This window comes from Dethiosulfatibacter aminovorans DSM 17477, assembly GCF_900142005.1.
In the GTDB taxonomy this organism is placed as follows: Bacteria; Bacillota; Clostridia; order Tissierellales; family Dethiosulfatibacteraceae; genus Dethiosulfatibacter; species Dethiosulfatibacter aminovorans.
Genome location: NZ_FQZL01000005.1, coordinates 88,992 through 102,985 on the forward strand (window position 1 = coordinate 88,992; position 13,994 = coordinate 102,985).

Sequence of the window (13,994 nt, forward strand, 5' to 3'; positions counted from 1 at the left end):
AATAAATGAGAGGAGAGAATTTATGTCGTTAAATGAAAAAAGTAAATCGGTTGAACAAAATACCTTGAACAGGGTTCCTTTGGATCAGAGACAGTCATGGGGAAGCATAGCGCTGATATGGATAGGGTCTATGATCTGTGTACCCTGTCTGATGATTGGAGGCCTTCTTGTAACTGGACTGACTGTACCCAATGCCTTTCTTGCTGCGTTGATTGGATACGGAATTGTAGTTTTGTATATGTGTTTCCAGGGAATGCAGGGGTCGGATACCGGACTGCCAACTGTAAGTGTTGCAGCCGGATCTTTTGGTGAAAAGGGTTCGAAGCTTATCATATCAATGATAATCGGTGTTGCATGTATAGGTTGGTTTGGATTTCAGGCTAATGTATGCGGTTCGGCATTCAGCGGCATACTGTCGTCTGCCATGGGAATCAACCTTCCCGTATGGCTTTCGTCGCTGATTTGGGGCATCATCATGCTGGTGACTGCAATCTATGGATTCAATGCACTCAAGTACCTTAATTATATTGCAGTACCTGCCTTGATAATCGTTTGTCTCTATGGTGTCTATGAATCCATCTCCCAATATGGAAGCAGCGTGATCACTTCGTATCAGCCGCCTACGCCCTTCCCGCTCATGCAGGGAATTGCTCTGGCTGTTGCAACCTTTGCCTTTGGCGGTGTAATTGCCGGAGATTATTCAAGGTATGCAAAAAGCAGGGCCGACGTAGTCAAGTCATCAGTAGTGGGAGTTCTTCCTGCAGGTATCTCCATGATAGTGATGGGTGGAATAATGAGTCTTGTTTCTGGAACATACGACATTTCAATAGTCCTTACTGATCTTGGTGTGCCTGCATTTGGACTCGTGGCCCTTGTTTTGGCCACCTGGACCACAAACACTGTGAATGCATATTCAGGTGGTCTGGCAATAACGAACATGTTCAACCTTGACGCTTCTAAAAGAAGCTTTGCCACTGCCGTTGCAGGATTTACTGGAACCCTTTGCGCCGTTGCAGGAATAATAAACCATTTTGTAGGATTTCTGTCATTGCTGACAGCTGCTGTTCCGCCGGTGGCGGGAGTCATGATTGCTGAGTACTGGATAATCAACAAGGGAAAGGTTGAAAACTTTAGAATAAAGCAGGGTATTGCATATCAGGGAATACTTGCGTGGCTGGCGGGATCTGCAGTGGCCATTGTTGTCAAATGGGGAATACAGCCTGTAAATGGTATTATTGTTTCAATGCTGGTATATTTGGTCTTGAATTCCATCATGACTAGTAATGAGAAATAAATAGTGATATCAAATTAATGCAAGAATCAAGTCAACTAAAGTTGTGATATAAAAACGAGGAGGAAGAAATGAGGAAATTGGATGCACAAGCTATAGAAGATATTGCTCTTGGGGCTGCACTGCTGGGAACGGGAGGGGGAGGAGATCCTTACATTGGCAAGCTCATGGCTCTACAGGCCATAAAAGACCATGGACCCGTTACTGTCATCAGCAAAGATGAAGTGCCGGATGATGCCCTTGTATTGCCGACGGCAATGATGGGAGCTCCTACCGTATTGATTGAAAAGATTGCAAACGGCTGTGAATTTAAAAAGGTTTTCGAAGCCATGGAAAAGCATATGGGCAAGAAAATATACGCCACTATGCCCATCGAGGCCGGAGGGGTGAATTCAATGATACCCCTTGCAGTAGCGGCACAGATGGGAGTTCCAATAATTGACGGTGACGGTATGGGCAGGGCCTTTCCCGAATTGCAAATGGTTACATATCACCTTCATGGAGTCACATCATCACCTATGGCCATAACGGATGAAAAGGGAAACATGAGCATACTGAACACTATCAACAACAAATGGTCGGAAAATCTAGCCAGAGCTCTTACTGTGGAGCAGGGCGGCAGTGTAATGATAGGGATATACCCAATGGAAGGAAGGCAGATCAAAGCCTGTGCCATCGATGGAGTAATGACCTTTTCCCAGGAAATCGGCAAGGCCATAAGGGAATCAAGCAGCCATGAAACTCCGCCTGTTGAGCAGTTGCTGGAAAAAATAAACGGATACGAGCTGTTCAGAGGCAAGATTTCAGATGTAAGAAGAGAAACAAAAGAGGGTTTCAACTTCGGTACAGTGAAAATCGACGGAATAGAAAGCTACAAGGGAGAAACATGCCAGGTTGAATTCCAGAACGAGAACCTCATTGCAAAGAGGGGAGACAGGGTAGTTGCTACGACTCCTGATCTCATTTGCATGGTTGACCTGGAAAATATCATACCAATAACTACAGATGCGTTGAAGTACGGCAGCAGGGTCCTTGTAATAGGACTGAAGTGCGATGATCAATGGAGAACGGACAAAGGTATTGAAACTGTAGGACCAAGATACTTTGGATATGATATGGACTACATACCTATAGAAGAGAGACTGAAGGAGGTTTGGTGAAATGATGTATAGAATTGGAGTGGATGTAGGTGGGACCAATACCGATGCGGTCATCATAGATGAAAATCTGAAACTTGTTGAAAATGTGAAAATGCCTACAACTGAAGACATCAGTACGGGTATCTACAATGCCATCGAGGCTGTTCTTGAAAAATCCGGAATTGACAGGAAAAAAATAAGGTATGCCATGCTGGGTACTACACAGTGTACAAATGCAATTGTCGAGAGGAAGAAGCTTTGCAAGGTGGGAATACTGAGGCTTGGCTCGCCAGCGACCCATTCCATAGAGCCTATGATAGACTGGCCGGAAGACTTAAGGGGAGCTGTAAGTGAAAACTATCATATATTGAAGGGGGGATATGAATTTGACGGAAGGGAGATAACATCCTTTGATGAACAGGAAATCAGAGAAGCCGTCAGGTCCATGAAAGGAAAGGTTGACGCCATAGCCATAGCATGCGTATTCGCGCCGGTCAGGTCCGAACACGAGTATATGGCTGCTGACATTGTAAGGGAGGAACTGGGTGATGTATCCATATCCCTTTCAAATGAAGTGGCAAGCATGGGCCTTCTCGAAAGGGAAAATGCAACTATTCTTAACTCAGCCCTTATGAAAGTTGCTGAAACTGTAACCGAAGGATTCATTGAGGCTTTGAGAAAGCAGGGAGTAGACAGTGCGGAAGTGTATCTTTGTCAAAATGACGGAACATTGATGAGCGTCGAGTTCACCAGGAAGTTTCCTATTCTTACTGTGGCCTGTGGACCGACTAACAGTATCAGAGGCGCGTCATTTTTGAGTGAACTGAAAAATGCAATAGTAATAGACGTAGGAGGCACAACCACGGATATTGGAGTCATAGTGAACTCCTTTCCAAGGGAGTCGTCCCTTGCGGCGGATGTTGGAGGTGCGAGAACTAATTTCAGGATGCCTGACATCATAGCAATAGGACTTGGTGGAGGAACTATCATAAGGGAGAATGAAGGAGCCGTGAAAATTGGGCCGGACAGCGTAGGTTACAAACTGAGGGAGAAAGCACTGGTTTTCGGAGGAGACACCCTTACTGCAACAGACATTGCCGTAAGGCTTGGTATGAGCCAGATTGGTGATTCATCCCTTGTTGAGCACATAGACATGGATTTTGCAAGAGACACCATGGATAAAATGATGGAGAAGGTTGAAGACGGAATAGACAGGATGAAACTTTCGGCAGAGCCTGTACCTGTTGTCCTTGTCGGAGGTGGAGGTATACTTGTGAGAGACAGCCTGAAGGGAGTATCGCAGGTAATAAAGCCTGAAAACTACCCCGTTGCCAATGCTATCGGATCCGCAATAGCACAGGTAAGTGGAACTTTTGAAAAACTGTTCACAATAGGGGACGGCTTGACAAGAGAGGATGCGCTTCAGCAAAGCAAAGAGGAAGCAATAGAAATGACCGTGAGGGCCGGAGCGGATGAAAGGACCGTGGAGATTGTCGATGTTGAAGATGTTCCTCTGGCTTATCATACAGGAAATGCAACCAGGATCAAGGTTAAGGCTGCAGGGGATTTGAGAATATAATATTAGAAAATGATAAATGCAACCTGAGTTTTCTGGTAATATCGGCCATGACCCGGATGGAAAACTGCAGCGATCGTATAACGCGATTGCTGCAGTTTTTGTTTTGGTTTATAATTAAGTAAACAGAAAGAAATGACATCTTGTTAAATAGGATGTCATTTTTTATTAATTGGCCTTAGTGTTTAGCTGACTGGGAAAGAGTTTCTCGATATGAGAAAGTTTATCAAATTGAGAAATACTTGATTCGTGCTGGAATTCGTCATTAATTGGGTTGAGCCTGTCCGGCAGTTATCAAATTGAGAAATAGAAAGGAACTCAAACTTATGAAACCATTGAAAAACAGGGAAATAAATCTTGGCATGGTCCTTGCTTATATAAAAAGGTGTATTGATTTTATATTGAGTTTTGCTTATTGGACATGCGCATGTTTGATTAATATATTAAAGAGGTGTAAAATGAGTAGTCAAAAATTGAATAATAATTTGAATTCTGATACAAAAAAAGGATCTAGAATGCCTACGACGGCAGCACTCCTTATGTGTATGATTTTGCTGGCGGCAATACTTACGTACATAGTGCCGGCAGGTCAGTATGAAAGGGCATTCGACGAAGCGACAAACAGAACACTGGTTGTTGCAAACACATACCAAAATGTTGAACAGACTCCTGTTGGAATTGGCGGATTGTTATCCTCCTTCTATCGTGGACTTGTAAATGCAGCTGAAATAATTTCTTTTGTTTTCATTACAGGAGGAGCCTTTGGAATAATTTCAAGAAGCGGTGCAATCAATGCCGGTCTTGAAAAACTAATAAGAAAATTTGCCGGCAGGGAATCCATACTCATAGGATTGATAATGACTGCATTTGCAATATGTGGAGCGACTTTTGGAATGGCAGAGGAAGCACTTCCTTTTGTAACAATTCTCGTGGCTGCGTCCATGGCCCTTGGATATGATGCAACTGTTGGTGTTGCCATGGTTGTCATCGGAATATATTGCGGATATTCTTCCGGTCCCTTAAATCCCTTCAATACAGGGATAGCGCAGGGAATAGCCGAACTCCCCATATTCTCAGGGCTTGGTCTGAGGGTTGTTCTAATGGCAGGAAGTCTTCTTATTGCAATACACCATACTGTAAGATATGGAAAAAAGATAAAGAAATCAGACATCGAAAAATCCATAGAACTTGACAACAGGGAAACATTTGAGATGACTTCTGAAAGGAAACTGATACTGGGCATACTTGTTCTTACGGTAGGAGTATTGATATTCGGAGTTCTTAAATATGGTTGGTATTTTGCTGAAATCTCCGCACTATTCATGGTAATGGGACTTATCGTCGGAATGATCTACTACAAGGGGGATTTCAATCTATATACTACCGAATTTTTAAAGGGAGCCGGTGAAATGACGACTGCAGCAATATTCATAGGTCTTTCAAGGGCCATACTGGTTGTATTGCAGGATGGAAACATTATGGATACCATAGTTTACGGAATTTCACTTCCGCTGCAGAATCTTAACAGTGTGCTTTCAGCCTGGGGGATGTACTTTACTCAAGGATTAATAAACTTTGCAATTCCTTCCTCTACAGGTCAGGCTGTAGTGGTTATGCCTATTATGTCTTCAATAAGTGATGTAATAGGAACTACCAGACAGGTGGCTGTCCTTGCTTATCAGGCGGGAGACGGATTCTGGAACATGATAACGCCAACACACCCCGTAGTTATGGCATCTCTTGGACTGGCAGGCATATCATTCGGCAGATGGTTCAAATTTGCATCTGTGCTTGTAGTCAAGTGGACAGTATGGATTTTGGCAGTATTGGCAATAGCAGTTAAAATAGGATGGGGACCATTCTAGAACAAATCGAACAAATCTCATAAATATAAAATCAATACAATACATTTTATATGAGGTGAAAGATTTGAGAAAGACGAAATGGGCAGTGATAGGAGCAGGAAACGGCGGTCAGGCTATAGCAGGACATCTAGGGCTTCTAGGATATGAAGTGAACATTTATGACGCTTTTGAAGAGACGATTGATGCAATACAAAAGCAGGGTGGAATCCATATAGGTGGCATTGAAGAGGGATTCGGAAAAATTAAAATTGCATCTACAGACATAGGAGCGGTAATATGTGATGCGGATATTATAATGGTAGTTAATCCTTCCATATATCACAGAGCCATAGCTGAAAAATGCGCTCCATATTTGAAGGATGATCAAATAGTTTTTCTTCATCCGGGAGCAACCTTTGGAGCCTTCGCGTTTAAAAAGGCATTGGAAGATTGTGGATATATGAAGAACATAACTATTGCCGAGAGCAATACCTTGATTTATGCCTGTAGAAGTGTGGAACCGGGCAGGGCGGACATTCTTGGTAAAAAGGACAGGCTTCTTGTGTCCTCTCTTCCTGCAACTAATAATAAATATGTGTGCAAACTTCTAAAGGAAATATACGAAGAGATCGAAGAGGCGGAAAATGTTCTTGTTACAAGCATAGACAGCACTAATCCTATAGTGCATTGTGCACCAACTCTTCTGAGCACGTCGTGGATAGAATCCGATAAAGACTGGTATTTTTACCATGATGGGATATCACAGACTATTGGTTCCTTCATCGAAGGAATGGATGCCGAAAGAGTTGCCATAGGGAGAAAACTTGGGCTCGAAGATGATAAGAACCTTTTCACCTGTGTAAAGCAATATGAGCTTGAATACAATGTGAAAAGAGATACTCTGAGTGAGGCTGTTAGAAACAATGAAGCCTATGACGGCATAAAGGGTCCAAAATCTCTGAATACAAGATATTTATTTGAAGATATACCTATGGGCTTGATACCCTTAATATCTGTAGGAAAGCAACTTGGTATGAAAACTGAAAGAATGGAAATAATTGTGAAGCTGGCTGAATTGATGCTGGAAAAAGATCTTCACGAGAATGCAAGGACTGTCGAAAATCTTGGCATTGAAGGTATGGCGGCCGAAAGTATTATTGAGTTTGCTACAAACGGAATGAAATGATAAAATGAAACAAGGTGCTTATGCATCTTGTTTCGCTTTATTATAACAAGTTTTTCGAGGGAGGAATGCATATGTTGAAACTTTCAACAATTGGAAACTATGTCAAACAGACGGCAACGATACTTTCTTCTGTTTTGGACATGGATGTTTTGATCTGTGACAATGAATTGTTGATAATTGCCGACAGCTCTGAAATAAACAATTGTGAAAACAGTTGCCTGAATCCTGACTCCATACTGACCAAGGTCATGGAGTCAGGTCAATCTGTAATTCTTGAATCAAGAGATGAATATTATGGATGTCAGAAATGTTCCAGCAGGGAGATTTGTGATGTGGAATCTATTGTTGGAGTTCCTATTGTTTTCGAAGGCACTACCATTGGCAGTATCGGAGTCTATGCGGATACTCCGGACAGGAAAAGGAACCTTCTGGATAAACAGGATTATTTCATAAAATTCATAAACAGAATGTGCGACTTGATGATTGGAAAGCTGGTTGATGAATCCAGGAACAGGGAAATAAATATTCTGAGAAAAAGACTTATGGCAATTATGGATACAATGGCTGATGCAGTTGCGGCTGTGGACAAGGATGGCAGGTTCATATACAGCAACTACAGATTCAAGGAGCTGGTTGGCAGTGATTATCATGAGGATTCAACCATCTATGAATATATAGCAAACAAAGAAGTTGAAAAATCGATAGTTAAAAGCAACGATATAAAAAACAAGGAAGTATATTTGAAATCTTCGGGTGAAGAGATTTTTTGTCTCCTTTCAACAAAACCAATCGAATTTGAAGATGAAATCATAGGTACTGTCTTTACTGTAAAAAGCATGGTTGACGTATACAGGGAGGTAAACGACCTTTCAATAGTGGACCTTCCCACAAGCTTTGATGATATATTAGGGAACAGTGAAAGCATGGTGAGTTTAAAGGAGAATGCTAAGCAGATCGCCGACAGCAGTTCCACAGTTCTTATTCAGGGTGAAAGCGGAACCGGAAAGGAACTGCTTGCAAGGGCAATACACAACTTTGGGGAATACCGCAACAAGCCATTCATAGCAGTAAACTGTGCAGCCATACCTGATAATTTGCTTGAAAGCGAGCTTTTCGGATACGAGGAAGGTGCCTTTTCTGGAGCAAGAAAAGGAGGCAAGCTTGGAAAATTCCAACTGGCCCATGAAGGAACCATATTCCTTGACGAGATAGGAGAAATGCCCCTTCACCTTCAGCCGAAGATTCTAAGAGTCTTGCAGGAAAAGGAAATAGAAAAGCTTGGTGGAACAGGAACCATACCAATAAATGTGAGGGTGATAGCGGCTACCAACAAGAATCTTGAAGAACTCATAAAGGAAGGCAAATACAGGGAGGACCTTTTTTACAGACTGAATGTAATACCCTTCAAGATGATTCCTCTCAGGGAAAGGAAGGAGGATATTCCACTCCTTCTCGAATATTTCCTGCATAAATACAATGATACTCTGGGTAAAAGCATCAAGGGATATACGATGGAAGCGGAGAAAACTCTGACTAACTATAAATGGAAGGGAAATGTAAGAGAACTTCAGAATGTAGTTGAGTATATGGTGAACATGTCTTCTGAGGAATATCTGATTTATGAAAACATTCCGTTGAATGTAAGGGAGCATATGGAGTCAGGCAAGAGGGAAGAAGTAGAGATCCCCAAGCTTGACGATGTCTTGAAGGAGCTAATACAAAAGGCGATAGGGGTATATGGCGATACAGTTGAGGGCAAGACTCTCGCAGCAAAGGCGCTGGGGATATCAAGGGCTACCCTCTACAGGAAGTTGAAGGAATAGAGTGTGAGAAAAAAAGAATGTAATTAGTAGAAGGGAAACTCTATACTGCCAAAATGTGTTTTCGTGAATATAAGAAAAGGTGAAGGACTTAAAATCGAGTCGCTTCACCTTTTATGGTTTTTGAAGTGTATTTTACCCTACCGTATCGAAATGGGCATGTATGGGATGCCAGTGTACGGTTCGCAGGTAGTTTTCAAGTTCAGGAATGTTCTTTTGTCTGAAAAGCTCGAGAATCTTTTCATGTTCCCGGTTGGTTCTAAGGAAGATATCCGTTGTCTCCTGGCTACCGTCACTGTTTTCTTCCTTTATAAAGAAGTTTTTAAGCTGGTGGATCATGCGAATAAGTTCTTCGTTTTCGCATTTGTTGATATAAATATCGTGAAATTCCACCTGAAGGCTGTGATAGTCTGAATAGTCGCCGTCGCTTATAGCCTTGTCCATACCATATACAAGCATTTCCATGCTGCGATAGTCCCTGTCAGTGAGTTTGCTGCATGAAATGCTTGCGGCATAGCCGTCGAGAACTCCCAGAAGTGAATAAACCTCGCGAATTTTCTTTTCATCAATGAGCTTTACAAGGAATCCCTTCCTGGGAACATTGTGTATGAACCCCTCTGCTGCCAGTTGTATAAGCGCCTCCCTCACAGGAGTCCTGCTGATGTTCAGTGCGTCCATGACTTCCTTTTCGTTTATCTTCTCATTTGCCTTAAGTTCGCCTGAATTAATCTTATCTGATATGTAGTTGTATACATGGTCCTTCAATGTAAGTATAGCTGACATTCTTTCCTCCATAAATTCTGTAGCCAAGTTTGAATATAATATATTGTACTACATAAAATGGGATTTGTACACATAGTATATTGTATACAATATATAAAAGCTTGACAAAATATATTAAATCCTCTAAAATATATTATATATTAATAACAAATTAATATTTCAAGGAGGAAGTTATGAAGTACGGTTGTCAGTCGATGCATAAGAAAATCGACAGAATTCTCATCAAGCATCCGAAGGATGCATTCATTTCCCAGGAAAACCTGAGCAAGACGTGGGAAGCCTTCAATTATACGAGTGAGCCGGATTATGAAACGGTATTGAAGGAATACGAGGTTTTTGAAAATATAATAAAAGAAAACGTTGCCAATGTGGATTACCTTCCACAGTCTGACAATGTGGGACTTGACTCGATTTACACCCATGATTCATTGAAGATTACTGAAAAGGGAGCTATTTTCTTCAACACTGGAAAGCTTCTGAGACAAAAGGAGGGCTTCGAGGTTGAGAAGAAGTTCAAGGAAGTTGGAATAGACACCTTGGGGTGGATACAGTCCCCCGGCAAGATTGAAGGTGGGGACGTGGTATGGATAGACGAGAAGACAGTGGCCATAGGAAGAGGATACAGAACAAACGACGAGGGGATAAGGCAGTTCAAGGAGCTGACAAAAGATATTGTTGACGAATACATTATCGTACCCATGCCCCATGCTGACGGAGAGGCCGAATGTCTTCACCTCATGAGTATAATAAGCATAGTTGATGAGGACCTTGCAGTTGTCTACAGCAGATACATGCCGGTACCTTTCAGAGAGTATCTTATAGAAAGAGGGTTTGAGCTTGTTGAAGTGAATGACGAGGAATACGACAATCTTGGATCAAACGTACTTGCCTTGGCTCCTCGTGTATGTGTCCTAATGGAAGGAAACCGGGACATATATGACAAGCTCCATGAAAAGGGATGCAAGCTGTACACATATCCGGGAGCGGAACTTTCATTCAAGGGAACGGGAGGACCTACCTGCCTCACCTGTCCTGTTGCAAGAGTATAGGTGATCCTATGGGCAACATCAGAGATGAGATTGGCAGGACATTAAAGGGATATGTGGCGCTTGATTCTATAACAAACACATACAGGGAAAATTCAATCGACGGATTCTTGAAGGAATATTTTGAATCCATGGAATATTTCAAGGAAAATCCGGACGATTTTGGTTCGGAAAAGATACCTGGAGATATTCACAACCGTTCTGTAAACTGGGCATTGCTGAGAGGCAAGGGGAAGAGAACTGTAGTGTTCATTCACCACAGCGATGTGGTGAATGTTGAAAACTACAACGAATACAAGGACTATGCCTTTGAACCTGACAAGCTTGGAGAAGCACTTGAAATATCTTCCGATTCACTTGACTCGGAGGCAGTGGATGATCTGCAATCCGGAAACTGGCTGTTCGGACGGGGAACAGCGGATATGAAAGGAGGCGGAGCAATACAGCTTTCACTGATGAAGGAGATTTCAAAGGATGAGGACAGGATTGGAAACATAATAGTCCTGGCTGTTCCCGATGAGGAAAATCTTTCGGCTGGAATGAGACACGGAGTTAAGATTCTCAGACGGCTCAAGGAAAAGCACGGTCTTGATTACAAGCTGATGATCAATTCGGAGCCCCATCAGAGGGTTGACTATACCAAAGGAATGATAAGCCAGGGATCCATAGCAAAGATGAATTTCTTTGTATATGTCAAGGGGATACTGACCCATGCAGGAAAGGTACTTGAGGGAATCAACCCTTCGGGAATAATGAGCAGGATAGTTGCAAGAACAGAGCTAAACCTTGACTTTGTAGACGAGATTGAAGGAGAAATGAGCATTCCGCCTACCTGGGTCCACGTGAAGGATTCAAAGGAGGTTTACGACATATCGACTCCCGAATCATCCATAGGTTATATGAATGTCCTGAATTTTTCAACATCTCCAGAGGAGATATTGAAGAAGTTAATGGCTGTATGTGTTGAGGAAAGTGACGAATACATGAAGAAATACAATGATGCCCGGGACATATTCATGGAAAAGACAAATCGGAAGACCATAGGGGATAAGTGGCCGGTGCATGTAGTGACCTTCAATGAACTCCTGGACCTGCTGAAGGAAAAGGGTGACGAATACTATAGGAAGTATGATGAATTCGAGAAGAAGATAATCGATGACTTGAGGTTCAACAAGACGTCCTTTGTCAATGCAAACTATGAACTTGTAGAATACATTATAAAGCTTATCAACAGGCAGGAGATGTTCATTGTGGCGGGAATGACAATGCCTCTTTATCCGGGTGTGTCAAATCTTTTTCAGGAGGATGTTCCCGACTATCTTGAAATGATCAACAGATTCACCACCAGGGAATGGAAGCAGGAGTATATGAACAGGTACTATTTTACGGGAATCAGCGACCTGAGCTATTCATCATTGAACTATGACATGGAGTCTACCTTGTCACAGATGGAAAATATGCCTCTGTGGGGAAAATACTATGACATACCATTCGAGGACATAAAGGAAATTCAGATGCCATGCATAAACATAGGCCCCTGGGGAAAAGACTTTCACAAGATAAGCGAGAGAGTATACAGGGAAGACCTTTACGAGAGAACACCAAGGATAATCGAGCATGTTTTGGAACATGTCCTCAAGGAAGAAACGATACAATTGAATATGAAGCACCAATAACCTACAATGAATTGACATAATTGAAGCTAATAAATTATAAACCAATAAACCAAGCTAGATGCAAGGAGTGCGGGCTTCTTGCAGGAATTCGGTCCAGTGATTTCCTCTGAAATAATTGGATCGGAAAAGTTATTTAAATTTAAGGAGGATCAACATGGCTTTGATGGAGAAAATAGTATGGGAATATTTATGGGGAATGCCTCTTGTGCTTACAATTTTGTTTATAGGTATATTTTTTACGGTAACATCAGGATTTTTTCAATTTAGATTCATACCTCACATCTTCAAAACATCTTTGGGAAGGCTCTTCGGAAAGGATACGGAAGGTGAGGAAGGAACTTTAAGTTCCCTTGAAGCACTCAGTATAGCAGCAGGAGCAACGGTAGGAGTTGGGAACATTGGTGGAGTTGCTACCGCCATCGCAGTAGGAGGTCCCGGAGCGGTATTCTGGCTCATAGTTGCTGGAATATTAGGTCAGGTAATTAAGATGGCAGAGGTTTCACTGGCAGTATATTTCAGAAACACACAGGAAGACGGACATACATACGGCGGACCTACATATTATATAAGCAAGGGTCTTGGCAAAGAAAGAGGCTGGAATGTAATACCCAAGGTGCTGGCATTCATATTCATCTTTGGTTTTGGAGTTGGATTCTTCCTTACAATGCAGAACTATACTGTATCGGAAGCTGTTGCAACTACATTTGACATGAACATGATCGTTGTAAGTGTAGTATATACAGTACTTCTTTATCTTATGATCAGTGGCGGTCTTCCTTCCCTTGGAAAGATTGCATCAAAGATAGTTCCCTTCATGATTTTATTCTATCTGGCAAGCGGATTGTTTGTAATAATAAAAAATGCAGCGGTTCTTCCACATGCCTTTGGAATGATAATCGGAGGAGCATTCAACGGTTCAGCTGCCCTTGGAGGATTTGCAGGTGCTGCATTCTCCCAGGTAATAAAAATTGGTATGTCAAGAGCCGTATACTCAAATGAGGCAGGTTGGGGATCATCTCCTATGATACATGCTTCTGCAAAGACAGACCATCCAATTAGACAGGGAATACTTGGAATATTTGAAGTTTTCCTTGATACGATCGTAATATGTACAATAACTTCACTTGTAATAATTGTGACAGGCGAGTGGTCTTCGGGACTTTCTGGTGCAGAGCTTACACTTAGCGCATTTGAAACGGGAATTGGAAGCTTTGGAAGAATCATACTTGCATCGGGAGTGCTTCTCTTCGGTATAACAACTTCATCGGGGCTATATGCACAGATTGAAGTCCTTGTAAGATATCTTCTTGGAGAAGAAAACCGCAAGAACAAGATTATACTCGATATATACAAGTGGTCGTATCCATTACCAGGTTTATTGCTTGTGGTAGTGGCTGTAGTGAATGAAATGCCTGGAACAGCAGTATGGCTCTTTGCAGACATGTCAACGGCACTGCCCATATTTGCAAATCTTCTTTCCCTGCTTCTTTTAAGCGGTACATTCATCAAGCTTTTGAAGGACTACAAGGCAAGGTATCTTGGAATAGGTGAAGTTGATCCTGAATTCAGGGTTTTCTACGATCAGGAAGATATAAACAAGGCATCAAATTTATAAAAGCATTTTAAAAATAAA

The 13,994-nt window shown here is 42.1% G+C and carries 10 protein-coding genes; 9 read left to right on the plus strand and 1 reads right to left on the minus strand.

The genetic code is table 11. The features are described 5' to 3' along the window. The first annotated feature begins 22 nt into the window (after window positions 1-22). The 6 genes from BUB05_RS02150 (at window position 23) to BUB05_RS02175 (ending at window position 8,859) form a co-directional block, all read left to right on the plus strand. Window positions 23-1,294 carry a cytosine permease gene (locus BUB05_RS02150; protein ID WP_073046440.1) on the plus strand — a complete coding sequence of 424 codons (1,272 nt, stop codon included), beginning with the start codon at window positions 23-25 and terminating at the stop codon, window positions 1,292-1,294. Window positions 1,295-1,362: 68 nt separating this feature from the next. Further along, the gene (locus BUB05_RS02155; protein ID WP_073046443.1) at window positions 1,363-2,451 is read left to right on the plus strand and encodes an S-methyl thiohydantoin desulfurase family protein; all 1,089 of its coding nucleotides are present in this window, start codon (window positions 1,363-1,365) and stop codon (window positions 2,449-2,451) included. Between the two features lies 1 nt (window position 2,452). Beyond that, complete coding sequence (locus BUB05_RS02160) at window positions 2,453-4,009, plus strand: hydantoinase/oxoprolinase N-terminal domain-containing protein (RefSeq protein ID WP_073046445.1); 1,557 nt, start codon at window positions 2,453-2,455, stop codon at window positions 4,007-4,009. Between the two features lie 455 nt (window positions 4,010-4,464). Continuing rightward, window positions 4,465-5,871 (plus strand): YfcC family protein, encoded by a 1,407-nt coding sequence (locus BUB05_RS02165; protein ID WP_073046448.1) that lies wholly within the window; start codon window positions 4,465-4,467, stop codon window positions 5,869-5,871. Window positions 5,872-5,935: 64 nt separating this feature from the next. Next, window positions 5,936-7,036: an NAD/NADP-dependent octopine/nopaline dehydrogenase family protein gene (locus tag BUB05_RS02170; RefSeq protein ID WP_073046451.1), complete on the plus strand. Its 1,101-nt coding sequence runs from the start codon at window positions 5,936-5,938 to the stop codon at window positions 7,034-7,036. Window positions 7,037-7,107: 71 nt separating this feature from the next. After that, window positions 7,108-8,859, plus strand: a complete 1,752-nt coding sequence (locus BUB05_RS02175; protein ID WP_073046454.1) for a sigma-54-dependent Fis family transcriptional regulator — start codon at window positions 7,108-7,110, stop codon at window positions 8,857-8,859. 132 nt (window positions 8,860-8,991) lie between these two features. Here the strand turns inward: BUB05_RS02175 and BUB05_RS02180 are convergent, their stop codons facing one another. Then, window positions 8,992-9,639 (minus strand): GntR family transcriptional regulator, encoded by a 648-nt coding sequence (locus BUB05_RS02180; protein WP_073046457.1) that lies wholly within the window; start codon window positions 9,637-9,639, stop codon window positions 8,992-8,994. A gap of 173 nt (window positions 9,640-9,812) precedes the next feature. Between BUB05_RS02180 and BUB05_RS02185 the strand changes: the two genes are divergently transcribed. The 3 genes from BUB05_RS02185 (at window position 9,813) to BUB05_RS02195 (ending at window position 13,976) form a co-directional block, all read left to right on the plus strand. Further along, on the plus strand, window positions 9,813-10,688 hold the full coding sequence (locus tag BUB05_RS02185) for a dimethylarginine dimethylaminohydrolase family protein (RefSeq protein WP_073046460.1): 876 nt from the start codon (window positions 9,813-9,815) through the stop codon (window positions 10,686-10,688). 8 nt (window positions 10,689-10,696) lie between these two features. Next, window positions 10,697-12,361 (plus strand): M20/M25/M40 family metallo-hydrolase, encoded by a 1,665-nt coding sequence (locus tag BUB05_RS02190; protein ID WP_073046463.1) that lies wholly within the window; start codon window positions 10,697-10,699, stop codon window positions 12,359-12,361. 154 nt (window positions 12,362-12,515) lie between these two features. Further along, the gene (locus BUB05_RS02195; protein WP_073046465.1) at window positions 12,516-13,976 is read left to right on the plus strand and encodes an alanine/glycine:cation symporter family protein; all 1,461 of its coding nucleotides are present in this window, start codon (window positions 12,516-12,518) and stop codon (window positions 13,974-13,976) included. Window positions 13,977-13,994 lie beyond the last annotated feature (18 nt).

Bases quoted from the DNA above. Each gene is read 5' to 3' on its own strand.
- BUB05_RS02150 (WP_073046440.1), top strand. From the start codon at position 23: ATGTCGTTAAATGAAAAAAGTAAATCGGTTGAACAAAATACCTTGAAC.
- BUB05_RS02155 (WP_073046443.1), top strand. From the start codon at position 1,363: ATGAGGAAATTGGATGCACAAGCTATAGAAGATATTGCTCTTGGGGCT.
- BUB05_RS02160 (WP_073046445.1), top strand. From the start codon at position 2,453: ATGATGTATAGAATTGGAGTGGATGTAGGTGGGACCAATACCGATGCG.
- BUB05_RS02165 (WP_073046448.1), top strand. From the start codon at position 4,465: ATGAGTAGTCAAAAATTGAATAATAATTTGAATTCTGATACAAAAAAA.
- BUB05_RS02175 (WP_073046454.1), top strand. From the start codon at position 7,108: ATGTTGAAACTTTCAACAATTGGAAACTATGTCAAACAGACGGCAACG.
- BUB05_RS02180 (WP_073046457.1), bottom strand. From the start codon at position 9,639: ATGTCAGCTATACTTACATTGAAGGACCATGTATACAACTACATATCA.
- BUB05_RS02185 (WP_073046460.1), top strand. From the start codon at position 9,813: ATGAAGTACGGTTGTCAGTCGATGCATAAGAAAATCGACAGAATTCTC.
- BUB05_RS02190 (WP_073046463.1), top strand. From the start codon at position 10,697: ATGGGCAACATCAGAGATGAGATTGGCAGGACATTAAAGGGATATGTG.
- BUB05_RS02195 (WP_073046465.1), top strand. From the start codon at position 12,516: ATGGCTTTGATGGAGAAAATAGTATGGGAATATTTATGGGGAATGCCT.